Annotated in this window: 15 protein-coding genes and 3 pseudogenes; 6 read left to right on the plus strand and 12 right to left on the minus strand. The window is 56.9% G+C overall.

The features are described 5' to 3' along the window. Positions 1 to 22 precede the first annotated feature (22 nt). From AB4N85_RS00375 to AB4N85_RS00430, 12 genes and pseudogenes are all read right to left on the minus strand, one after another. Positions 23 to 355, minus strand: coding sequence for a hypothetical protein (locus tag AB4N85_RS00375; RefSeq protein WP_236168087.1), 333 nt, complete (start codon positions 353 to 355; stop codon positions 23 to 25). A gap of 3 nt (positions 356 to 358) precedes the next feature. Beyond that, on the minus strand, positions 359 to 793 hold the full coding sequence (locus tag AB4N85_RS00380; protein WP_252868854.1) for a hypothetical protein: 435 nt from the start codon (positions 791 to 793) through the stop codon (positions 359 to 361). Further along, positions 793 to 2,101, minus strand: a pseudogene (locus tag AB4N85_RS00385) (RHS repeat domain-containing protein); the annotation flags it as partial. The gene AB4N85_RS00380 and the pseudogene AB4N85_RS00385, both read right to left, overlap by 1 nt. A gap of 91 nt (positions 2,102 to 2,192) precedes the next feature. Further along, positions 2,193 to 2,624 (minus strand): hypothetical protein, encoded by a 432-nt coding sequence (locus AB4N85_RS00390; protein WP_252868855.1) that lies wholly within the window; start codon positions 2,622 to 2,624, stop codon positions 2,193 to 2,195. Continuing rightward, a pseudogene (locus tag AB4N85_RS00395) lies at positions 2,621 to 4,368 on the minus strand (RHS repeat domain-containing protein); the annotation flags it as partial. The pseudogene AB4N85_RS00395 and the gene AB4N85_RS00390, both read right to left, overlap by 4 nt. A gap of 22 nt (positions 4,369 to 4,390) precedes the next feature. Next, complete coding sequence (locus tag AB4N85_RS00400; RefSeq protein WP_136492024.1) at positions 4,391 to 4,693, minus strand: hypothetical protein; 303 nt, start codon at positions 4,691 to 4,693, stop codon at positions 4,391 to 4,393. A 3-nt stretch (positions 4,694 to 4,696) separates the two neighbouring features. Next, a pseudogene (locus AB4N85_RS00405) lies at positions 4,697 to 6,223 on the minus strand (RHS repeat domain-containing protein); the annotation flags it as partial. Between the two features lie 1,387 nt (positions 6,224 to 7,610). Then, the gene (locus tag AB4N85_RS00410) at positions 7,611 to 8,024 is read right to left on the minus strand and encodes a hypothetical protein (protein ID WP_041478177.1); all 414 of its coding nucleotides are present in this window, start codon (positions 8,022 to 8,024) and stop codon (positions 7,611 to 7,613) included. Beyond that, positions 8,021 to 12,907 (minus strand): RHS repeat-associated core domain-containing protein, encoded by a 4,887-nt coding sequence (locus AB4N85_RS00415; RefSeq protein WP_353957143.1) that lies wholly within the window; start codon positions 12,905 to 12,907, stop codon positions 8,021 to 8,023. Before AB4N85_RS00415 ends, AB4N85_RS00410 begins: the two co-directional genes overlap by 4 nt. Then, positions 12,904 to 13,647 (minus strand): DUF4123 domain-containing protein, encoded by a 744-nt coding sequence (locus AB4N85_RS00420; protein ID WP_252869534.1) that lies wholly within the window; start codon positions 13,645 to 13,647, stop codon positions 12,904 to 12,906. The genes AB4N85_RS00415 and AB4N85_RS00420 overlap by 4 nt, the downstream gene beginning before the upstream one ends. Further along, complete coding sequence (locus AB4N85_RS00425) at positions 13,637 to 15,679, minus strand: type VI secretion system Vgr family protein (protein WP_252868856.1); 2,043 nt, start codon at positions 15,677 to 15,679, stop codon at positions 13,637 to 13,639. Before AB4N85_RS00425 ends, AB4N85_RS00420 begins: the two co-directional genes overlap by 11 nt. Before the next feature lie 134 nt (positions 15,680 to 15,813). Beyond that, the gene (locus tag AB4N85_RS00430) at positions 15,814 to 16,329 is read right to left on the minus strand and encodes an Hcp family type VI secretion system effector (RefSeq protein ID WP_007949952.1); all 516 of its coding nucleotides are present in this window, start codon (positions 16,327 to 16,329) and stop codon (positions 15,814 to 15,816) included. 438 nt (positions 16,330 to 16,767) lie between these two features. Between AB4N85_RS00430 and AB4N85_RS00435 the strand changes: the two genes are divergently transcribed. From AB4N85_RS00435 to cheB, 6 genes are read left to right on the plus strand one after another with little or no spacing between them, the layout of a single operon-like run. Then, positions 16,768 to 18,390: a methyl-accepting chemotaxis protein gene (locus AB4N85_RS00435; RefSeq protein WP_076566055.1), complete on the plus strand. Its 1,623-nt coding sequence runs from the start codon at positions 16,768 to 16,770 to the stop codon at positions 18,388 to 18,390. Next, positions 18,390 to 18,926: a chemotaxis protein CheW gene (locus AB4N85_RS00440; RefSeq protein ID WP_130928068.1), complete on the plus strand. Its 537-nt coding sequence runs from the start codon at positions 18,390 to 18,392 to the stop codon at positions 18,924 to 18,926. Before AB4N85_RS00435 ends, AB4N85_RS00440 begins: the two co-directional genes overlap by 1 nt. After that, positions 18,923 to 20,197, plus strand: coding sequence for a CheR family methyltransferase (locus AB4N85_RS00445; protein ID WP_252868857.1), 1,275 nt, complete (start codon positions 18,923 to 18,925; stop codon positions 20,195 to 20,197). The genes AB4N85_RS00440 and AB4N85_RS00445 overlap by 4 nt, the downstream gene beginning before the upstream one ends. Beyond that, complete coding sequence (locus AB4N85_RS00450; protein WP_236168080.1) at positions 20,194 to 20,877, plus strand: chemotaxis protein CheW; 684 nt, start codon at positions 20,194 to 20,196, stop codon at positions 20,875 to 20,877. The genes AB4N85_RS00445 and AB4N85_RS00450 overlap by 4 nt, the downstream gene beginning before the upstream one ends. Continuing rightward, positions 20,874 to 23,144, plus strand: a complete 2,271-nt coding sequence (locus AB4N85_RS00455) for a response regulator (protein WP_460060010.1) — start codon at positions 20,874 to 20,876, stop codon at positions 23,142 to 23,144. Before AB4N85_RS00450 ends, AB4N85_RS00455 begins: the two co-directional genes overlap by 4 nt. Next, positions 23,141 to 24,151 (plus strand): chemotaxis response regulator protein-glutamate methylesterase, encoded by a 1,011-nt coding sequence (gene cheB, locus AB4N85_RS00460; RefSeq protein ID WP_095180462.1) that lies wholly within the window; start codon positions 23,141 to 23,143, stop codon positions 24,149 to 24,151. Before AB4N85_RS00455 ends, cheB begins: the two co-directional genes overlap by 4 nt. The last annotated feature ends 10 nt before the right edge of the window (positions 24,152 to 24,161 follow it).

Consider the following 24,161-nt stretch of genomic DNA (forward strand, 5'->3'; position numbering starts at 1 on the left):
CTTTCGCCGTCGAGTATGATGATTAGAAGTAAAAAAACATACCTGTATCGTATTTCATCGCCATTTCGTTGAGATGTATGATCTTCCTTAGTGTGTCGGAATTTGTAGTGGCGAATAATTTTTGAAATATCTTGAGAGCTGATTCTAATTCGGTTTGTCCTTGTATGCTTTCGTCTTCATATTCATCGATGAGTTTGCTCAGTGTCGAGTTTATTTCCTCAAGCACCCCCGTTTTTGAAAGGGCTAGAAAATCTTCTTCTGAGACTGATAGCTCTTCTAAGTCGCCGGGTATACATTCACCCAAGTCCAAGCGATGCATTGCATCTCTAGATAAGGGTACTGAAATTGTTTTCATTTTTTATGGTTCCTTGTTGAAGTGCTTGACTTCGTTATATTCGCTTTGTGTTCTTCCGGATTGCTTTCCGTTTGGAAGCGTTTTGTTGCTCGGAATAATTCCTTCAAGGTTTAAATACTTACGCTTTCCAGGCAAGGAAGGATCATAAATTCTGAAATAATTTCCGTTCATGTCTTCAACCACTTCTATCCCGTTTTGAGGATTTTTATATATTCTTTTGCCCTTGTCCGTAGTGCTGACGATTGGATTGCTTCCAGCGAATTTTTCAACGGCACTGTTTAAGTTCGCTTTAGGCCAATTCGCGGAATATAGAGCCGCGCGGGCAGCTCCCCCTGTTTCGGGCGCTTTTTGGTCGCCTTCATCTACTTTTGGTTTTATAGCGGAATCATCAGCGCCGATGCTAGGCGTACAGTTTTCGCCTCCAAGACAAGTATTCAACCCAACGGATCCACCCACCCCGTAGGATTAGGCACGTATTGGTAGCTATTCAACCCACCCGCAAGCTTGATCGGATCGGGCGTCAAGAACCGTCCAGTCCCCGGATTGTAGTAGCGGTGGCGGTTGTAATGTAAGCCTGTCTCGGCGTCGAAATACTGACCCTGGAAGCGCAACGGGTTATCGATTTCGCTGACATCCAGCGCTGCGAGGTGGCCGTACGCGCGATACTTCGCCGACCACATGATTTCGCCGCTGTAGTCGGTCAGTTCCTGCGGCGTGCCGAGGTGGTCGACTTGGTAGTAAAACGGGGCCGCTTTTAGCGGGCTTTCGCCGTCGAGCATTGCCAACGGGCGGAAGGTGCCCGGTTCGTAGATGTAGCTGCGATAACGATTTTGTGCGCTTTCGGCGATCAGGCGTTCGCCTTGCCAGAGGAATTCAGTGGTATGGCCGTCGACGGTTTTCTCGATGCGGCGGCCGAAGGCGTCGTATTTGTAGGATGCGGTGCTGCCACCCGGCAGGCTGACGCCGATCAGGCGATGCTGGCAGTCGTAGCGGTATTCGGTGACGAGCTTTTGGCCGGTGCCGCGACGCTCTCGGATCAGGTTGCCGTAAGTGTCGGAGTCGTAGTGGCGGTCGCCTTGCATCAGCAGGCGATTGCCTTTGACATTGGCGAGGTTGGCTGCGGGCAGGTCATTCTGGCCGAGGAGGTTGCCTGCCGGGTCATGGGCGAAGCTCTCAGGCATGGCGCCGCGTAAGCTGATCAGGCGATCCAGCGGATCGTAGTGATAGCTGCGATTGCCTTTGCGGCTGTCGTTAATACCGGCGAGGTTGCCGTTCGCGTCGTATTGGTAGCGACGCTGGAACAGGTGTTTGTCCCGCGGGCTGACGCTGTGTGCTTGAAGTCGGCCTTGTTCGTCGTATTGGTACTGGCTGAGCAGCAGGCCTTGTTGGCGCTGTTGTTCGCGACCAGCGCTGAATTGGTGGCTAGTCAGCCGCGAGCCGTTGAGGTCGATGCTGCTCAGCCGTCCACCGGACAAATGACGGTAATCGAGCGTGCAGCCATCGGGCAGACGGCAGTGGCTGAGCTGACCGACGTTGTCGTGTTCGTAGCGCAAGGTGCCCCAGACTTGGTGTTCCTCGATGAGCGGTCTTGCAGGTCGTATTTGTAGGCGAGCGGCCAATGGTCGTCGTAAGCGTTTTTATAAGCCGGTCCAAAACGTCGTAGTGCAAATGAATATCTTCGAAATTATTAAACGTTATCACTAGCGGGCGACCAAACTTATCGCATTGGCATTCGGTAGCGAACTCCCTGCTAGTGTTGTCTAACTATTTTTTGATGAATAGTCGTTGATATTATATTTTTTGTGCGTACGGAAACGGGCGGCGCAAATTCGTTTTGTTACATTTTTTTGAATGGGTATGTATCGCCGGAAATTACCATTGATTTACCTTCTATATGGATGTCTTTTATATTGTTTATAACTAGCTTTAGATTTTCTGAGTTTGGGAATAAATAGTAAAATAGTTCGAAGTATAAGTAGTCTTTGATTAAGTGGGTCGCTAGATTTTCATGGTTTTCCAAAAGCCCGCTGAAGGTCGGATAATTGATTTTTGCAAGCGCTGGGATGTCCGCATATCCCTGCTCTGCATCGTCAATCCTGCACTCGGAGATGAATGTATCGGCATAGATCATGAATTCTTCTGGAAAATCGCAGGGGTTGATTATGAGTTCATATGCCTGCGTATCGAGTATGGCAGCCTCGCCAAACCCGAGGCTTCTATAAGTTACGATGTTTGGGTTGACTAAGTTGCCAGAGGATTTAAATATCATGGTGTGGCTCCTGGTGGTATTAACGTGATTGTCCCGTCTTCTCTAAGTGTTATTGAGCGTGACGCTCGGTACTGTTCGCCAGCTCTTTGATCCTGTCCGGATCGAGTTTCAGAGCGTTGGAAGAATTCTTCAGGAGATTTTATTTCTTCAATATTTTGGGTTTTGTTTCCGGGTGTGATTCTGGTTTGTTCAAGCGAAAGAAAGCCTTCCTTACCCTCGAACTTTTTTTCCAGTCCTTTAACTAGTTTCCCGGCCTTATTCGCGTTTATGTCTCCAAATCCTACATCAAGGTCGCTACCAATGTGATTATCACACCTGACCCTGCTACCACCGATAACGACTGAAGTCCCCTTTTTGTAAGACTCTTCAAGGATCATCTGGGCCTGTTCCTTTGGCAGGCCAGGGAGATGCTCTTGTAAGAATGCAGCTTGTGCCTCAGGCCCTGAAGTCCTCAGGACTGTCTTCTCTGGATATTTATTGAAGACAGATTTTTCGCTCCATTTAGGAGGTTCTGGGCACTGTCCTAGCTTGCAGCTTAAACCCAACGGATCCACCCACCCCGTAGGATTAGGCACGTATTGGTAGCTATTCAACCCACCCGCAAGCTTGATCGGATCGGGCGTCAAGAACCGTCCAGTCCCCGGATTGTAGTAGCGGTGGCGGTTGTAATGTAAGCCTGTCTCGGCGTCGAAATACTGACCCTGGAAGCGCAACGGGTTATCGATTTCGCTGACATCCTGCGCTGCGAGGTTACCGTACGCGCGATACTTCGCCGACCACATGATTTCGCCGCTGTAGTCGGTCAGTTCCTGCGGCGTGCCGAGGTGGTCGAGTTGGTAGTAAAACGGGGCCGCTTTTAGCGGGCCTTCGCCGTCGAGCATTGCCAACGGGCGGAAGGTGCCCGGTTCGTAGATGTAGCTGCGATAACGATTTTGTGCGCTTTCGGCGATCAGGCGTTCGCCTTGCCAGAGGAATTCAGTGGTATGGCCGTCGACGGTTTTCTCGATGCGGCGGCCGAAGGCGTCGTATTTGCAGCTTGCGGTGCTGCCACCCGGCAGGCTGACGCCGATCAGGCGATGCTGGCAGTCGTAGCGGTATTCGGTGACGAGCTTTTGGCCGGTGCCGCGACGCTCTCGGATCAGGTTGCCGTAAGTGTCGGAGTCGTAGTGGCGGTCGCCTTGCATCAGCAGGCGATTGCCTTTGACGTTGGCAAGGTTGGCTGCGGGCAGGTCATTTTGTCCGAGGAGGTTGCCTGCCGGGTCATGGGCGAAGCTCTCAGGCATGGCGCCGCGGACGCTGATCAGGCGATCCAGCGGGTCGTAGTGATAGCTGCGATTGACTTTGCGGCTGTCGTCGATGCCGGCGAGGTTGCCATTGGCGTCGTATTGGTAGCGGCGCTGGAACAGGTGTTTGTCCCGCTGGCTCACGCTGTGCGCTTGCAGGCGGCCCTGTTCATCGTATTGGTATTGGCTGAGTAACAGACCTTGCTGGCGCTGTTGTTCGCGACCGGCGTTGAACTGGTGGCTGGTCAGGCGTGAGCCATTGAGGTCGATGCTGCTCAGGCGTCCACCGGACAAATGACGGTAATCGAGCGTGCAGCCATCCGGCAGACGGCAGTGGCTAAGTTGGCCGACGCTGTCGTATTCGTAGCGCAAGGAGCCCCAGACTTGGTGTTCCTCGATGAGTTGGTCTGCAAGTCATATTTATAGGCGAAAGGCTAACGACCGTCGTCGACGCTGGCTAGTCAACGCGAGCTCGTCGATCCATTAAATTTTTACTTTATTCAATGTATGGTCTAACGCTTTTTCAAGATCGGCCCAGGTTTTGGCCGTTTCGGTGTATATAGGCGATGCCCAATTTTTATTTGCGATTAATGAGATTCTGAAGGCGCCGTGTTCACTGAATTCGGGATACCAACCAATGTCTATTGTTTGCTCGTGCGGGAGTAGCGCTTGCAAAAGATCCTCCCTTAACTCATCTGTAATGAGCGAAATATCCGATCCGACTAGGCTGGATATTTCGTCAAAAGTTATCTTGCCACCAAGTTTTTTTATGTTTTCAAGATTCATAAATCATTTCTTCTTTTTCGTTAGTTTTCTAAACGATTCTTCTGATATTGGATGTCCATGTATTGTGTTTGCACTTAACTCCACTCTCATGTACTGAGTTTCTTTTCCGTCATTGGCGCCTATGGTTTTTCCCATGTCAATTACTTTCCATGGTTTTCCGTTGTTAACATCTTGACCATTTGCAAACGCGTGCCGCTCTAACGCTTCAATGTCCGTGCCGGGTAGATATTTAGCTGCACCTCCATTAGCGGTCGATTTTACAACAGATGGCCAAGGAGCCTTAGGCGCCACATGTTTATTGCCATGATTTGTCCATTGAACGTCGGGAGGAGGCGGGGCTCCATCGCTTACCCTGGCTTTTCCTTCAGGTATTTCAGCGCTTTGCCCCGGAACGCATTTATCTCCGCCTGGACAAGTATTCAACCCTAGGGGATCCACCCACCCCGTAGGGTTAGGCACGTACTGGTAGCTATTCAACCCACCCGCAAGCTTGATCGGATCCGGGGTCAAAAACCGTCCAGTCCCAGGATTGTAATAGCGGTGGCGGTTGTAATGTAACCCTGTCTCGGCGTCGAAATACTGCCCTTGAAAACGCAGCGGATTATCGATCTCGCTGATGTCCAGCGCAGCGAGGTTGCCGTAGGCGCGGTATTTTGCCGACCACATGATTTCGCCGCTGTAGTCGGTGAGTTCCTGCGGTGTGCCGAGGTGGTCGAGTTGGTAATAGAACGGGGCCGCTTTTAGCGGGCCTTCGCCGTCGAGCATTGCCAATGGGCGGAAGCTGCCCGGTTCGTAGATGTAGCTGCGATAACGATTTTCTGCGCTTTCGGCGATCAATCGTTCGCCTTGCCAGAGGAATTCAGTGGTGTGGCCGTCGACGGTTTTCTCGATGCGGCGGCCGAAGGCGTCGTATTTGTAAGATGCGGTGCTGCCTCCCGGCAGGCTGACGCCGATTAAGCGGTGTTGGCAATCGTAGCGGTATTCGGTGACGAGTTTTTGTCCGGTGCCGCGACTTTCACGGGTCAGGTTGCCATAGGCGTCGTAATCGTAGTGGCGGTCGCCTTGCATGAGCAGGCGATTGCCTTTGACGTTGGCGAGATTCGCAACGGGCAGGTCATTTTGTCCGAGGAGGTTGCCTGCCGGGTCATGGGCGAAGCTCTCTGGTATGGCGCCGCGCACGCTGATCAGGCGATCCAGCGGGTCGTAGTGATAGCTGCGGTTGCCTTTGCGGCTGTCGTCGATTCCGGCGAGGTTGCCGTTGGCGTCGTAGTTGTAGCGACGCTGGAACAGGTGCTTGTCCCGTTGGCTAACGCTGTGCGCTTGCAGACGGCCCTGTTCGTCGTATTGGTACTGGCTGAGCAGCAAGCCTTGTTGGCGCTGTTGTTCGCGGCCGGCACTGAACTGGTGGCTGGTCAGGCGCGAGCCGTTGAGGTCGATGCTGCTGAGTTGCCCGCCAGGCTGGTGGCGGTAATCGAGTTTGCTGCCATCGGGCAAGCGGCAGTGCTTGAGCTGGCCGACGCTGTCGTATTCGTTCTTCGCTGCCATCGGCGTTGGTTACGGTGACGCTGCCTTTGTCGTCCCAGACGTACTGCGCTTCCATCTGCGAAAAGTTGGCCCAGTGACGAGTGCAGCGAGACAGTTTGCCTTCGTTTTCCCACTCCCAATAGAACGCCGCGCCGCCTGCCAATTGCCGCTCGAGAATGACGTGCTGGTCGTTGTAGCGATAGCGTTCGGCTTCGTCTGCGGCATTCTTCGCCTCGATCAGGCGATGCTGCGTGTCGTAGCTGTAAGTGACCAGCGTCTGCACTGTGTTCCATGCGGCCTCAAGATTGTCCGCTGGCAGGAACTGTTGATAGTCGACGGCGATGATGTGCTTGCGATCGTTCCAGGGAAACCGGGCCCGACTCTGGCTAAGAACCGGCCAAGTCAGGTCGTGGTGAAGAGAGCAGATCCATATGAATGTACTAGATCAATAGTAGATTTTCGACTCTTCTGTTTTAAAGTCTCGGATATGCTCAAACGGATCCGTCGTTGTAATAAGCTTTTAAGTTGGAAGTAGTAATGTTTCTTGCGCTACATGTGACAATGCATGAGTTATTGATTTCAATTTTTACGGCAAGCATCTGGTTCTCATTCATGATCGATAGAATTGTATGTCTGGCGAAATTGAAGTTTTCTATTTTGAGTGATTCGATAAATTCTATGTAAAGATCAAATTCATATTAGTTGTAGTATTTTTCAAACATTTCGCAGGTGCTGTTTTTTCTTTTACCCTACTATGTAGTTTTAATTGTGACGAGTTTTCGTCTAATAGTGCGTAGCTAGTGAACGAATGCTCTGGGGAATAAAACTCTCCAATGATCGATGTTCATTCTTTTTTTTTGAAGTTGAATTTGTCAGCATTTTCTTTATTACTCAAATACGTAATGGCGTGCCACACTTCATAAGTGGAGTGTTCTGTTTCGATGAGCATTGCCTGATACAGAGTCGTATTCTCTAACATTAAGGTGTGTATTTATGAGAAGCATGGGAGGCTGGATAGTCCTAATGTCCGTACAAATGTTTCTGAATGACAACACGTTCTTTATCAATATTTTTGTAGCGATACTCTTTAATCATCACCGTATTACCTTCCGCGTCTCAAACAAACTCCGTACCCCTACCATTTTCAGCTTCTTTCGTAAGCGGAACACGTTTCACCCTAATTAGAACAGCTGTGTTAGGGAATTTGGCGTCGCGCTTAGCCTCTCTAAACGCAGCTCTACGTGTCGCAATGTTTTTATCACTAGGGACAAATGGGGACAGATTTATTTCAGTAGGAAGTAAATCTGTCCCCATTTGCATTTATACTAACCATCAAGGATGGTGGTTTTGTACGTTGAAAATAACAGTAGCGATTTTGGTCCTTGGTTGTTTTCTATTCGGCGTTCATCATTTTCCTATAGCTGTCGAATGTATTAACGCATTCTTCGTCTTCGTTAATCAACCTTTCATAGAAGCTCTCATCGTCAGCCCACTCGCAAAATACGAGCTGGGTCTTGACTTTTTTGTTGTGCGTGCACTGTGAGTTAAGAACCCAGTGAGACGACATTTTTTTTTCGGTGACTTCAAAAAAGTCCAATGCGAATGGTTTAGGGTATTCGTCATAAGGCTCTGGGCATATATAAACCCATGGGCAGTTGTCCCAAAATTCAACGCCGTATACGGTATATTCTTTTCCGACTTCGATGTCTAGCTCACTGTCGCCGATCGAGATATAGCGCTTAAGCCTTATTGAAGTATCCTGCGTGAAGCTTTGGTCTATTTTGTTTGTTTTACATTTAACTTTCATTTTTTTTCAGAATCCCCGGGTGGTACGGATGGGTCGTTTCCCCACGGTTTTATATCGTCGGTGCTATGCTTTTTGAATTTAAAGTCCATTAATTTGCCAGTTTCCGGATCACGAACATAGTGCACCACCGAGTCGTTACCGTTTTTGGATTTTACTTTAAGCTCCCATTTGTCCATTCCTTTGAAGTTTGGATCATTTAAGCCCTCAATGATCCTGACCCCGTGTCCTTCTTTCGCCGCCTGCAATGTCATCTGATCCTGAATGCTTTTAGGTTCACGACTCCATTTGTCATGTTTTGGTGGTTCAGGAGGTGGGGGCGATCCTTCCTTTACAACTGCTTTACTTGCAGGGTTTTCGGTGCTTGAGCCGGAGGAGCCATCTTTGCCTCCGGGGCATCCGCTCAATCCCAAAGGATCCACCCACCCCGTAGGGTTAGGCGCGTACTGGTAGCTATTCAACCCACCCGCAAGCTTGATCGGATCCGGCGTCAAAAACCGTCCAGTCCCCGGATTGTAGTAGCGGTGGCGGTTGTAATGTAACCCTGTCTCGGCGTCGAAATACTGCCCTTGAAAACGCAGCGGATTATCGATTTCGCTGACGTCCAGCGCCGCGAGGTTGCCGTAGGCCTGGTACTTCGCTGACCACATGATCTCGCCGCTGTAGTCGGTGAGTTCCTGCGGTGTGCCGAGGTGGTCGAGTTGATAGTAGAACGGGGCAGCCTTTAGTGGGCCTTCGCCGTCGAGCATTGCCAACGGGCGGAAGCTGCCCGGCTCGTAGATGTAGCTGCGATAGCGATTTTCTGCGCTTTCGGCGATCAATCGCTCGCCTTGCCAGAGAAATTCAGTGGTGTGGCCGTCGACGGTTTTCTCGATGCGGCGGCCGAAGGCGTCGTATTTGTAGGATGCGGTGCTGCCACCCGGCAGGCTGACGCCGATCAGGCGGTGCTGGCAGTCGTAGCGGTACTCGGTGACGAGCTTTTGGCTGGTGCCGCGACGCTCGCGGATCAGGTTGCCGTAGGCGTCGTAATCGTAATGGCGGTCGCCTTGCATCAGTAGGCGGTTGCCTTTGACGTTGGCTATGTTGGCTGCGGGCAGGTCATTTTGTCCGAGGAGGTTGCCTGCCGGGTCGTGAGCGAAGCTCTCTGGCATGGCGCCGCGTACGCTGATCAGTCGGTCGAGTGGATCGTAGTGATAGCTGCGGTTGCCTTTGCGGCTGTCGTTAATACCGGCGAGGTTGCCGTTGGCATCGTAGTTGTAGCGACGCTGGAACAGGTGCTTGTCCCGTTGGCTGACGCTGTGGGCCTGTAGTCGGCCCTGTTCATCGTATTGGTATTGGCTAAGCAGCAAGCCTTGTTGGCGTTGTTGCTCGCGACCGGCGTTGAACTGGTGGCTGGTCAGGCGAGAGCCGTTGAGGTCGATGCTGCTCAGCCGTCCACCGGACAAATGACGGTAATCGAGCGTGCAGCCATCGGGCAGACGGCAGTGGCTGAGCTGACCGACTTTGTCGTAAGCGTAACGCGTGGTGCCCCAGCCCTGATGTTCGATGATCAAGCGATCTTGCACGTCGTATTCATAAGCGAGCGGCCAATGGCCGTCGTCGACGTTTACCAGGCGACCGAGTGCGTCGTAGCTGTAATGAATCTCTTCGCCATCGGGCAGCGTCTTGACCAGCAAACGGCCTGCGGCATCGCGCTGGTATTCGGTAACCAGTTCACTACCGTCGTCACCGAACTCGGTTTTCTTCAGCAGTTGGCCGTTGAGGTCGTACTCGTACGCGGTGCGGCGGCCGTCGAAGCCGGTTTCCTGCTGGATCAGGCCGTTCGGGTAATAATCGAGTTGATAGCGTTCGCCGCGCTCGTTTTCGATCTCGGTGAGGTTGAGTTGCGAGTTGTCGTAGCGATAGCGCAGTTGGCTGCCGTCGGGATTGATCCGGCGGCTGACGAGGTGCAGGTTGTCGGCGTATTCGTAGCGGGTGATCCGCCCGAGCTCGTCGCGTTCGGCGGTGACGCGGCCATACGGGTTGTAGGTAAACGCACGTGTGGCGCCGCCGGGCAGGGTGACCTGAGTGAGGCGGTCGACGGCATCCCATTGGTATTGGGTGATCGCTCCGAATTCGTCCTGGCGAGTGATTTGCCGGCCGAGCGCATCGTAGCGATACTTGCGTTGACCTCCATCCGGCAGGCGTTCTTCCAGCAATTGGCCGAGGTTGTTCCAGCCCAGTTGATGACGACTGCCGTCGGGGTGGCGGATCTCAAGCAAGCGTCCCTGACGGTCATAGCTGTAGAAGGTCTCGTTGCCGTCAGGATCGGTTTGTTGGGTAATATCGCCCTGGCGGTTGCGTTCGTATTTCCAGCGGGCCTTGCCGCGCTGGACATCAATAAGTTGACCGTTGAAGTAGTTGTAACGCGTCGGAACACCTTCCGGGGGGATCACCGCAATCAAGCGTCCGGCATCGCTGTACTGATACTCGGTGATCGCTCCCATCGGGTCTTTAACGGCGATCAATCGGCCGTTATCGTCATAAGCGTTCTGCGTCTCACCACCGTCGGGTGCGGTCTCACTGACCAGGCGTGCATTTTCGTCATGCACATAGACCAGCTCACTGCCGTCAGCGTTATGAACAATGACCGAGCCGTTATCATCCCACTCGTAACGTGCTTCCATCTGCGCGTAATTGGCCCAATGACGTACGCATCGGGACAGCTTGCCTTCACGCTCCCACTCCCAGAAGAAGCTAGCCCCTCCGGCCATTTGTCGCTCAAGGATGACGTGCTGATCGTTGTAGCGGTAATGCTCGGTTTCGCCCATCGCATTGGTGGAAGAAACCAGTTGATTGAGTGCGTTGTATCGGTAGGTGACGAGGGTATGAATCGTCAGCCATGGGTCTTGGCGTTCGCCGCGTTCATTGTATTCGTGGCGTTGTTGCTGTTGGTCGACAGCAACGATGTGTCTGTCTTCGTAGCGCAGCAAAAGGGCGCGCCCTGCGCCGTTATCTATGCGCTGGATACGATCAACGAAGTCATAACTGATGTGCAGACGATTTTCGTAAGCATCGCTGATCGCGGTCAGTCGACCGGCACGGAAATGGTAGAAGCGGGTTTTTGCCCCGGCTTGGGTCAAAATGAGTTCGCCGGGTTCATTACCTAGATAAATCGCTGCCTGAGCCAGGCTGTTAGTGATGGCCGGCCGCTGTTCCGTGGGCATCGGGAAACGGGTTTGCCGGTTCTCGTTGTCCGTCCACAGCACACCCTCATCGTCGATCTGCAAGCGATGAGACAGTGAATGACTCCAGCCATAGCCGAGGCGGCTATCAATTTCGACTGCACTGCTTCGGTATAGGCGTGTCCACTCAAAAGGCAGCAGGCCACCCAGTTCCCCATCGGTGAGCGTCAGTAACTCTTCACCGGTCACCATCGATACTGGTTCGCCGTCTGAGCATGTGTCGTCGACGCATTGTGCAGGTTTTTTTGCTGGGTTCTTCGGCTGTTCGGGGGCGTTGTCGACGGTCTCTACTTGCTCGATCCGTGAGGCTGGCTCATCTTTTTTACGGGTTTGAATCTGCGCATCGGATTCCAGTTTTCCGCCGGTGACCGGTAGCTTGCTCTTCGGAGCTGTCGCGGTTTCGGCAGGTTTGGGAGCGGCAATCTGAACATCCGCTTTGGGTGTCGGATTGAAATTCGAATCACTTCCGCCAGTGATCGGTGGCCTGCTTTTAGGCGCTGTGGTCGTTTCGGCGGGTTTGGGGGGCGCGATCTGAACATCCGCTTTGCGTGCCGGATTGAATTTCGAATCACCATTGAGTAGCAACGGCTTCGATGCTTCGGTATGGGGTGTCGCTTTGGACTTGCTGACTTTCATCAACATGCCGGTGAAGTCTTCAATCAGCTTTATGACTTTGCCGCTGCTTTGTACCCCTTTGACGGCTTTTGTACCCACGCGTACGGCCAAGCCAAGACCACCAGTCAAAACAACGCCGATCAAAATGTTGAGCAGGAACTCAGTCGACATTTGCGCCAGCACTTCGGTACAAGTCTGAGGCGGCAGCATCTTCACCCAGGCCACGATGGCCGCGACGTATATCCACATCAGCGGCTCATCGCTCGCGATCAATAAAGCTGTGTGAATAGCGTCGGCAGAGGCGTCGTAGATCTTCTTGATCTGTTCTTCAGTAAAAAAGTTTTTCAGCTTCTCGTAGTTTTCGCGAGGATGGGCAATGAGGTCGTAGAGACTTTTGATATCGCCCCATAAGCCCATGATCGCTTTCATGAAGCCTTCCCAGGCCGCTTCCAGTTCCTGCAACGCGCGACCACCAAGGGAGGCATCGGTGTGCGCCTGCCATAGCGGCAGGAAGCTGGTGCTCCATTCAGTTTGTAGCCAGCCGCCCAACTCGCCGATCACGCCTTGGTAGGAATTGAACAAACTGTCGATCTGGGCACGCGTAGGATTCGGGAAGAAGGTGATTTTGTACTGCTGATTGGGAGTAAGGCCTGAGACTTCAAGAATCCCTGATGCATCAATGGTTTTATTGATGGTCGGGCCAACTTCGTTTTTGCCGATGAAGCGGCCATTGACGACCGGTGTCAGTTGAACTGGCGTATTGCCGATCGGCACAAAGCGCGCGGACTCGAAACTATGGATCAGCACCAGCTTGCCGTTCGCAGGACAGTTGGCATAAAGGGTATTTTCCTTCTTGCTGTCCTTGTCAGCCGTGCCAACTTCGTCACCGACTTTGAATTGCTGCTCCGCATCCAGAATGCCGCCGTACCAGGCTTCTGCATGCTCGCGGTAATCCTTCAGGCACTTCTTGAAGTCGTTGATGATGGCCTGAGCATCGGGTTGTTTTGCTGTGAGACCGCCAACGATCCCGCCCATTAAAACGCTCATACCACCACCTCTTTTTCCAGATAGGCCTTCAACAGCCCGGTAAAGTTTTCTTCCGTGAGTGGCGTGCGTTTAACAAAGCGCGCCACTTTTTGTTTCAGGTTCGATTCGGGAAAGGAGAAATACAGATCGGCGTGTTCCTCCTGCAACCACTGCATCATGTTGCCGATAACGGTTGATGGATTTTCTGCCATCAATTCTTCCAACAACCCCTTCGGCACCTCCCACCACGGCCAGTCCTTGACCTTCGGCACCACCCGCGCGCCCACTTCCAGCGCCTGCCCATTAATCAGATACCGCTCAAACACCGGCAGCACTTCTCCAGCCTTTTCCCCAAGCCCCCGCAGGATCGGATAAATATGCCGCCCATCCCAAAACCGGAAAAACACCTCGGTGCCATCCGGCATTTTCACCTGCGTCAGGCTGCGCAGGTGTTCGAACACTTCGTTCGGTTCTGAACGCGACACCGCCAGCCAGCCCCAGTCGAGGGCGTCGGTTTCGGCGATCCATGGCAGGAAGGCGGAGTTGGCTTTGAGTTCGGTGAGGTAGGGCATCACCGGTTGCCAGGTGGAGTAGGGCGTGCCGCCCCAGATCGGGATGAGCTGGGCGGTGGGTTCGGTGAGGTACAGGGTTTTCAGGGCGTCTGCGTCGCTGGCGGCGCTGATGATCAGGTACAGGCGCTCGCCGCTTTGCAGCGGCTGTTGCGCCAGCCAGTCCTTGGGGGAAATTCGTTCAGATGGCACAGGCACCTGCCTTGCATTTTTCGCATTCTTCACAGAACGGCGCGTTACGTTTGAGGGTGTTGATCTGCGCCGGGGTCAGGACTTGGCCAGCCTTGTCTGCATCCGCCTGTTTCAACACGCCGGGCATCAACGGCGCAGCACCAGTCCCACTGCCCGGACTACCACCAGAATTCATGTTGATCACTGGCCCGCTCATGGTCACGCCACCAGCGTCAATCTTGATGAAGCTGCCGCCGCCGATCAGCGTGAGTTCGGCGCCAGCTTCCATCACCACTTTCATGCCGCTGCTCAGGTGGATTTCCTGGCCGGCGTCGATGAACTGGCCGGTGCCGATCTTGATGTGCTGGTTGACGCCGACGGTGAGGTGGTCGTTGGCGCGGGTTTCGACTTTGCGGTCGGCGTAGACGGTGTGGTGTTCTTCGGCTTTGAATTCCGTGTAGCTGTTTTGCTCGACGGTGTCGTGGCGTTCGTTGCCGACGCGGATTTTCTGGTCGTGTTCGATGTTCTCGTCCCAGTCGCGCTGGGCGTGCAGGTAGATTTGTTCCTGGCCTTTTTTGTCTTCGATGCGCAGTTCGTTGTAGCCGCCACCGCCCATGGAGCTCAGGGTCTTGAAGGTGCTGCGGGTCTTGTTCGCCGGCAGTGGATAGGGGACGGTGTTTTCCTTGTGGTACAGGCAGCCGCTGATCAGCGGTTGATCGGGGTCACCTTCAAGGAACGTGACCAGCACTTCCATGCCAATGCGCGGGATGGCGATGCCGCCATACTGGGCGCCGGCCCAGGCGCTGGAGACGCGCAGCCAGCAACTGGTCTTGTCGTCGGCCTGGCCTTCGCGGTCCCAGTGAAACTGGACTTTGACCCGGCCGTACTCGTCGCAGTGGATTTCTTCACCTTTGGGGCCGGTGACCACGGCGCTCTGGCTGCCGAGGATGCGCGGTTTCGGGTGGCGCAGCGGCGGGCGGTTGGGTACGTCCCATGGCGTGGCATGGAAGCGGTTGCGGTAGCCCTGGTGGAAATCGTCTTTGAGTGCGGTGGTGTCACTGGTCACCGACTCTTCGAGGACTTGCGGCTGTTTGCCTTCGTGCAGCACTTCGGTGAGCAGCCAGAGGTCGTTCCACTTGGCTTTCGGGTGTTCGGTCAGGGCGAGGAAATGGCCGCTGACCAGCAGTGGCTGATCACTCTTGCCTTCGGCCAATTGGAAGTCGCTGCGATGACGTTCGAGGGCGCGTTTGGCCAAATGCTTGCCGCGCTCGCGGTCGATGAAGCGGCCCGGGTAATCGTAGTCTTCGAGGTCGGGCAGGGCGTCGCCACGGTTTTCGCTTTCCAGGGTCAGGCGCGGTTTTTCGAAATCGTAATCGCGGCGCGTGGTGCGGCTGGTGCGGGTTTCCAGGCGCAGGTCGAAACGCTTGATCACCGGGTTGCTGGCGACCATGCCGGAGTCTTGCTGATAGGGCACCGGCTTGAGCTTCGGGAACACCGTCTGGTCGTCGCCGAACACCAACTTGTGCGCGTTGGCGCTGTGCTGGAAGTGGAAGTGAATGCCTTCCTCTTCGCACAGGCGCTGGATGAAGTGCAGGTCCGACTCGTCGTATTGCACGCAGTAGATGCGTTCGGGATAGATCGAGCCGGTCTTGAATTCGTAGGCGTTGCCTTGAATGCCGTGCTCTTCCAGCACCTGACCGATGATCTTCGGCACGCTGAGGTTCTGGAAGATGCGCTGGTTGATGCGGTGCGCCAGATACGCCAGTTGCGGGCGCAAGGTCACCGAATAACGGGTCAAGCGCTTGCCGGAATCGCCTTGCGCGGCGCGGTAGATCTGGCCATGGATGCCGCTGCCGTCAGGCGACAGCTGCAGGAAGGCCGGTTTGTGCAGCAGGGTTTCGAGGTCCAGCGACGGCTGCTCACTGACCAGCTCCACCTCAAAGACAAAAGGCTGGCTGATGGCTTCCCGGCCGGTGAGGGTAAACACCTGAAAGTCGGCGGAAAGCCCTTCGATGGTCAGGGCAAAGTGGGTTTCATTGGCCGGCGCGAACATCCCTTGTTCCTCGTGCTGTACAGCGGCGCTCGTCGACGACCGCAAAAAAGCGGCTCAACGTTCGCGAAATTCTGGAGGGGCGTAAACAACATCGACCAGCAGAGCTGGCCGATGCGTGTAACGGTCAGCCGTAATTAAACGACTGGAGCACGCCAGTCATCGGAACCCGAAGTACCGGATACTTCGTGGGTCCAGGTGATTTTGCGGTAGGTGAACTGCACTTCTTCCAGGTGGGTGAAGTGCGCGTTGCCTGGATCCTGGCAGTTGTGCATTTTGTTGTTGATGGCGACGATGATCGCGTCTTCCAGTTTGGTGGTGTAGTAGTGCTCTTGGGTGCCTTGAGCCGAAGTGCGGTACCACTGGATAACGATTTCGCTCATGCGCTCGCCGGAAGTCAGAGCTGCTTGAAGCAGTGGCGAAGCCTTGTCGTAGACCTTGGTGATCACAACTGGCTTGTGTACGCGCTGACCGGTTGGCTGACCGGATTGCGGGTCACGCGGGATGATCACGTCGTGGGTGAAAGCCTGAACCATAACCTGGTCTTCGTGGCCTTCCTGGTAGGTGTTGCCAACGGAGTCGGCGGTGAAAGCGCCGGCAGTGATCAGGCCTTGTTTTTCGCCGGTAACCGACATGTACGCTGGTGTTGCCATGGGGTGCTCTCCTTGCGGATAAAGTTAGGGTGCCCGGAGGCGAAATCGCCCGGTGGGTGGCTGAGAGTTATCAAGGAGCGTGCCAGGTTTTGCGCGGTGCCCGGATGGCGGGGACGCCACGGTAGTCGGTGATCATTCGCGGCGTTTTTCACCGGGATAACCGGGAGAAAGTGCGCAAGAAGTTGCGCAGTACTGCGCAACTTCTTGCGCACTTGGCTGCAGGCCTTGCGCCGCTTGAGCTGCAGAGGATTCAGGCCCTGAAATATTACGACCAACTGCGCAACTTCTTGCGCAGTTGGGTATTTGCCGGGATCGCGGTGTTGCCTTCGCGAGCAGGCTCGCTCCCACAAGGACAGTACTGCCAGCGAAAGCGTCTTATAAATGAAACACCGCCCTCGGCTATACTCCCCGCATTTCGATCAGGCACGAGGATTCACTGTGAAGAACTGGACGTTGCGCCAACGCATTTTGGCGAGCTTTGCGGTGATTATCGCCATCATGCTGTTGATGGTGGTGCTGTCCTACTCGCGGTTGTTGAAAATCGAGGCCAGTGAAAACAGCGTGCGCGACGATGCCATTCCCGGCGTCTATTACAGCTCGATGATTCGCGGCGCATGGGTCGACAGTTATTTGCAGACCCAAAAACTGCTCGGCCTCAAGGAAGGCCAGGGCGTTTCCAGTGAAGACGCTGCCGACTACAAGGCGTTCGAGGCGCGTCTGCAAGAACATATGGCCAGCTATCGCAAGACCATGGCCACCGATGAAGACCGTTCCGAATTCGCCCTGTTCGAGAAGTACCACGATACCTACATGCAGATTCAGGATGCCGTGCTGGACCTGCACAAGCGCAATCTGGAAGCCGATGCCATCAAGCTGTTCAACGAGAAACTGACCCCGGCGTGGTACACCGGGCGCATGAAACTCAACGACATCATTGGCGAAAACAAAGTCGTCGCTGATAACGCCATGGCCAACATCGACGACGCGGTGGCAACGGCCAAAGTCAGCATGGTCATTTCCCTGCTGGTTGCGGTGCTGGCCGCCGGCCTCTGCGGTCTGCTGCTGATGCGCGCGATCATGGCGCCGATGAACCGCATCGTGACCATCCTCGACATCATGCGCACCGGCGATCTGAGTTCGCGCCTGAACCTTGATCGCAAGGACGAGTTCGGCGCGGTCGAAACCGGCTTCAACGACATGATGACCGAGCTGACGTCGCTGGTATCCCAGGCCCAGCGCTCCTCGGTGCAGGTGACCACCTCGGTCACCGAGATCGCCGCCACTTCCAAGCAGCAACAGGCCACCGCCACCGAAACCGCAGCGACCACCACCGAAATCGGCGCAACCTCCCGTGAGATCGCCGCGACTTCGCGGGATCTGGTGCGCACCATGACTGAAGTGTCCACCGCTGCCGATCAGGCCTCGGTGCTCGCCGGCTCCGGCCAGCAAGGCCTGGCGCGCATGGAAGACACCATGCACTCGGTCATGGGCGCGGCGGATCTGGTCAACGCCAAACTGGCGATCCTCAACGAGAAGGCCGGCAACATCAATCAGGTGGTGGTGACCATCGTCAAAGTGGCTGACCAGACCAACCTGCTGTCGCTCAACGCAGCGATCGAAGCCGAGAAGGCCGGCGAGTACGGTCGCGGTTTTGCCGTGGTCGCCACCGAAGTCCGGCGTCTGGCCGATCAGACCGCCGTGGCCACCTACGACATCGAACAGATGGTTCGCGAGATCCAGTCGGCGGTGTCGGCCGGGGTGATGGGCATGGACAAGTTTTCCGAAGAAGTGCGCCGCGGCATGTCGGAAGTGCAGCAGGTCGGCGAGCAGCTGTCGCAGATCATCCATCAGGTGCAGGCGCTGGCGCCGCGCGTGCTGATGGTCAACGAAGGCATGCAGGCCCAGGCCACTGGCGCCGAGCAGATCAACCATGCGCTGGTGCAGTTGGGCGATGCCAGCAGCCAGACCGTCGAATCGCTGCGTCAGGCCAGTTTCGCTATCGACGAACTGAGCCAGGTGGCCGTCGGCCTGCGCAGCGGCGTTTCGCGATTCAAAGTCTGATGAGCGAAATCATCGCCAAACGTGGCGCCGCGCCAGTGGCGAAGCAGGCGCTGTTTCTGCTGTTTCGCATCGGCAACGAGCGCTATGCCCTGCGCGCCACGGAAGTGGCCGAAGTGCTGCCGCGCCTGCCGTTGAAGCCGATTGCCCGGGCGCCGCACTGGGTGGCCGGGGTGTTCGCCTATCGCGGGGCGGTGGTGCCGGTGATCGACCTCAGTGCGCTGACTTTTGGCCAGCCCGCCGAGGCGCGCACCAGCACGCGGCTGGTGCTGGTCAATTATCAGCCGGATCAATCGCAATCAGCACAATGGCTCGGGCTGATTCTCGAGCAGGCCACCGACACGCTGCGCTGTCATCCGCAAGATTTCCAGCCTTACGGCCTCGACAACCGTGAGGCGCCGTACCTCGGCCCGGTGCGCGAAGATGCGCAGGGATTGCTGCAATGGGTGCGGGTCAATGACTTGCTCGATGACGCCGTGCGCAGCTTGCTGTTCCCCGATCCGCCGCGTGATCCGGCGCAGCTTGAGGCGCAGCCATGAGCAGTGAGCAGCGCTTTTTCGATTTCCTCAAGGAACGCATCGGCCTTGATGTCGCGTCGGTGGGCGCGGCGATCATCGAGCGTGCCGTGCGCCAGCGCACGACCCTGTCCCAGGCCGCCCACGCCGACGAATATTGGCAGCTGTTGCAAGGCTCGCGGGACGAGCAGCAGGCGCTGATCGAAGCGGTGATCGTTCCGGAAACGTGGTTTTTCCGTTATCCGGAATCTTTCGCGACGCTGGGCAAACTGGCGCGAGGTCGGCTTAAAGAACTCAATAATATGCGCGCGCTGCGAATTCTGAGCCTGCCGTGCTCGACCGGCGAAGAACCCTACTCGATTGCCATGGCCTTGCTTGATGCCGGATTGCAGCCGCATCAATTCAAGGTCGACGGCATGGACATCAGCCCGTTGTCGGTGGACAAGGCGCGCCGCGCTGTTTACGGCAAGAACTCGTTTCGCGGGCAGGATCTGCAGTTTCGCGATCGGCATTTCATGCCTGAGCAGGACGGCCACCGGGTCAACGAATACGTTCGCGAACAAGTGCGCTGGCAGGTCGGCAATGTGCTCGATCCGACGCTTTTGGCGACCGAGCCTGCCTTCGATTTCGTGTTCTGCCGCAACCTGCTGATCTACTTCGACCAGCCGACGCAAAAGCAGGTGTTCGAAGTGCTCAAGCGCCTGACCCACGTCGACGGCGTGCTGTTTATCGGCCCGGCGGAGGGCAGTCTGCTCGGGCGCTTGGGCATGCGCTCGATCGGCATCCCGCAGTCGTTCGCTTTCAGCCGCCATAGCGAGCCGCACCCCGAACCGCTGCCGACGCCCAAACCGGTCGCCGTGCCGGTCAGCCAACCACTGCGCAGCGCGCCGCCGCCAGCGCCAGTGCGCAATCGGTCGTTCGCTGCCGTGACGGCTTTGCCGGTGACGAAAAAAACTGCCGACCCGGACGCCGCAACACTGCTGGCGCAGATTGCTGCACTGGCCAACGAAGGCAAAAGCGCCGAGGCCCGCGCCGCGTGCGAACACTATCTGTGCAGCCATGAACCCGTGGCGCAGGTGTTCTATTGGCTGGGCCTGCTCAGCGATGTCGCCGGGTTGAGCCTCGAAGCCCAGGGGTATTACCGCAAAGCGTTGTACCTCGAACCGCAACACCCCGAAGCGCTGATGCACCTGGCCGTATTGCTGCAGGCTCAGGGCGATACGGCGGGTGCCCGACGATTGCAGGAGCGCGCCGCCCGCAGCGGGCGCACCGCCGACAGTGAGCGTAAACGATGAGCGCGTCCGACACCTTGAACGTTACCCACGAAGACGCCCGCGCCATCGACGATTGCTGGAACCGCATCGGCATTCATGGCGACAAGTCCTGCCCGTTGCTGGAAGAGCACATTCATTGCCGCAACTGCTCGGTGTATTCCGCCGCCGCCACACGCCTGCTCGACCGTTATTCGTTGCAGCAGAACCAGCGCGAAGCAGTGGTCAGCAAAGTCGAAACCGACGTCAAGACCCGCTCGCTGCTGATGTTCCGCCTCGGCGAGGAATGGCTCGGACTGGCCACGCGCACGCTTGTCGAAGTTGCGCCGTTGCAGGCGATACATTCGCTGCCGCACCAGCGCTCGCGGGCCTTGCTCGGTGTGGCCAATGTCCGTGGCGCACTGGTCGCGTGCCTGTCGCTGGTGGAGCTGCTCGACCTCGGCGCCAGCGTTGCGCCGGCCAGCGGCGGACGCGTCATGCCGCGCATGCTGATCATCGCCGCGCACGGCGGGCCGGTGGTGGTGCCGGTGGATGAGGTGGACGGCATCCATGCCATCGACGAGCGCATCCTCGACGCCGCGTCGCAGTCCGGTGCGCAGAACAGTGCCAAGTACACCCGTGGCGTTCTGCAATATCGCGGTCGCAGCCTGCGCTGGCTGGATGAAGAACAGCTGTTGTCCGCCGTGACCCGGAGCCTGACATGACCCCCGAGCAAATGCGCGACGCCTCTCTGCTCGAGCTGTTCAGTCTCGAAGCCGAAGCCCAGACCCAAGTGCTCAGCGCCGGGCTGTTGGCGCTGGAGCGCAATCCGACCCAGGCCGATCAGCTGGAGTCGTGCATGCGTGCGGCGCACTCGCTCAAAGGTGCGGCGCGCATTGTTGGCATCGACAGCGGCGTCAGCGTCGCCCACGTCATGGAGGATTGCCTGGTCAGTGCGCAGGAAGGCCGTTTGTTGCTGCGTCCCGAACACATCGACGCGTTGTTGCAGGGCACCGACCTGCTGATGCGCATCGCCACGCCGGCCAATGCGCCGCAACCCACGGACATTGAAGCCTACGTCGCGTTGATGGGGCGTCTGCTCGATCCTTCGGCGCCAGCCGCTGTGGTTGCCACGCCGCCAATGGCCGAGTTGCAGATCGAGCCCGCGCCAACGGCGACAGCGCCGATCATGGACGAGCCCGCCGAACCGACCCCGCGCAAAAACAAACGCACCACCGAAGGCGGCGAGCGCGTTTTGCGCGTCACTGCCGAACGCCTGAACAGCCTGCTCGATCTGTCGAGCAAATCGCTGGTGGAAACCCAGCGTCTCAAGCCGCATCTGGCCACCATGCAGCGTCTCAAGCGCATGCAGAACAATGGCCTGCGCGCACTGGAAAATCTCAATGTGCACCTGAAGGACCACGCACTGAGCCTGGAAGCGCTCGAGTCACTGGAAGATGCGCGGCGCTTGCTCGCCGAGTCGCAGCAATTGCTCAGCGAGAAAAACGCCGAACTCGACGAATTCGCCTGGCAGGCCAGCCAGCGTGCACAAGTGCTCTATGACACCGCGCTGGCCTGTCGCATGCGTCCGTTCGCCGACGTGTTGAGCGGGCAGGCGCGCATGGTTCGCGATCTCGGTCGCAGCCTCGGCAAACAAGTGCGCCTGGAGATCGAAGGTGAGAAAACCCAGGTCGATCGCGACGTGCTGGAAAAGCTTGAAGCACCGCTGACTCATCTGCTGCGCAACGCCGTCGATCACGGCATCGAAACCCCGGAACAACGCTTGCTCAAGGGCAAGCCCGAAGAAGGCCTGATTCGCCTGCGCGCCTCCCACCAAGCCGGTTTGCTGGTGCTGGAACTCAGCGATGACGGCGGTGGCGTCGATCTGGAGAAAGTCCGCCGCAGCATCGTCGAACGGCAGTTATCCCCAGCCGAAACCGCAGCGCAATTGAGCGAAGAAGAACTGCTGACCTTCCTGTTTCTGCCGGGATTCAGCCTGCGCGACAAGGTTACCGAAGTGTCCGGGCGTGGCGTCGGCCTGGACGCTGTTCAGCATATGGTCCGCCAATTGCGTGGGGCCGTGGTGCTGGAGCAGACGGCGGGCGAGGGCAGCCGTTTCCATCTGGAGGTGCCGTTGACGCTTTCGGTGGTACGCAGCCTCGTGGTGGAAGTCGGCGAAGAGGCTTACGCATTCCCCTTGGCGCACATCGAACGCATGTGCGATCTGGCCCCCGAAGACATCGTGCAGGTCGAAGGACGCCAGCATTTCTGGCACGAAGGCCAGCATGTCGGGCTGGTTGCGGCCAGCCAGTTGCTCAATCGCCCGGCCAGTCAGAACGATGGCGCTACCCTGAAAGTCGTGGTGATCCGCGAGCGCGAGGCGATTTATGGGGTGGCTGTCGAGCGCTTCGTGGGTGAGCGCACGCTGGTGGTGTTGCCGCTGGACGAGCGTCTGGGCAAGGTTCAGGATATTTCCGCCGGGGCCTTGCTCGATGATGGTTCGGTGGTGCTGATCGTCGATGTCGAAGACATGCTGCGTTCGGTAGACAAGCTGCTCAACACCGGGCGTCTGGAGCGCATTGCCCGCCACGGCAATCAAGCTGCCGAAGTGGCGCGCAAGCGGGTGCTGGTGGTCGACGATTCGCTGACCGTGCGCGAGCTGCAACGCAAACTGCTGCTCAATCGCGGCTATGACGTCGCGGTGGCGGTGGACGGCATGGATGGCTGGAATGCGCTGCGTTCGGAGAACTTCGATCTGCTGATCACCGACATCGACATGCCACGCATGGACGGCATCGAGCTGGTTACGCTGCTGCGCCGCGACAACCGTTTGCAATCGTTGCCGGTGATGGTCGTGTCGTACAAGGATCGCGAAGAAGACCGCCGCCGTGGACTGGACGCCGGCGCCGACTATTATCTGGCCAAAGCCAGTTTTCATGACGACGCCCTGCTCGATGCAGTGGTCGAGCTCATCGGGGGAGCGCGGGCATGAGGATCGCAATCGTCAATGACATGCCCCTGGCGGTGGAGGCCCTGCGCCGAGCGCTGGCCTTCGAGCCGGCGCATCAGGTGATCTGGGTCGCCAGCAACGGCGCCGAGGCGGTGCAACGCTGCGCCGAGTGCACGCCAGACCTGATTCTGATGGACCTGATCATGCCGATCATGGACGGTGTCGAAGCCACGCGGCGGATCATGGCCGAGACCCCATGCGCGATCGTCATCGTCACCGTCGACCGCCAGCAGAACGTGCACCGCGTGTTCGAGGCCATGGGCCACGGCGCGCTGGACGTGGTCGACACGCCGGCGATCGGCGCCGGCAATGCCCAGGAAGCGGCGGCGCCGTTGTTGCGCAAGATCCTCAACATCGGCTGGCTGATCGGCGACAAGGCGCCGCGTTCGCGCCCGGCGCCGAGTTCGCCGCGCAGTTCGCCGTCACGTCAGCGGCTGGTGGCGATCGGTTCGTCTGCCGGTGGGCCGGCGGCGCTGGAAGTGCTGCTCAAAGGCCTGCCGAAGGATTTTTCCGCCGCGATCGTGCTGGTGCAGCATGTCGATCAGGTGTTCGCCGCCGGCATGGCCGAATGGCTGGCCAGCGCCAGCGGCCTCGATGTGCGTCTGGCCCGTGAAGGCGAGCCGCCGCAAAGTGGCGCGGTGCTGCTGGCCGGGACCAATCACCATATTCGCCTGTTGAAAAACGGCACGCTGGCCTACACCGCCGAACCGGTCAACGAGATCTATCGCCCCTCGATCGACGTGTTTTTCGAGAGCGTTGCCAGTTACTGGAACGGTGACGCCGTCGGGGTTTTATTGACCGGGATGGGGCGCGATGGCGCGCAAGGGCTTAAGCTCATGCGCCAGCAGGGTTATTTGACCATTGCGCAGGATCAGCACAGCAGTGCGGTGTACGGCATGCCCAAGGCTGCCGCGGCGATCGATGCCGCGGTGGAAATCCGTCCGCTGGAAAAGATAGCGCCACGATTGCTGGAGATTTTCCCCAAATGAACAGGTTGAT

The organism is Pseudomonas sp. H1_G08, assembly GCF_054681355.1.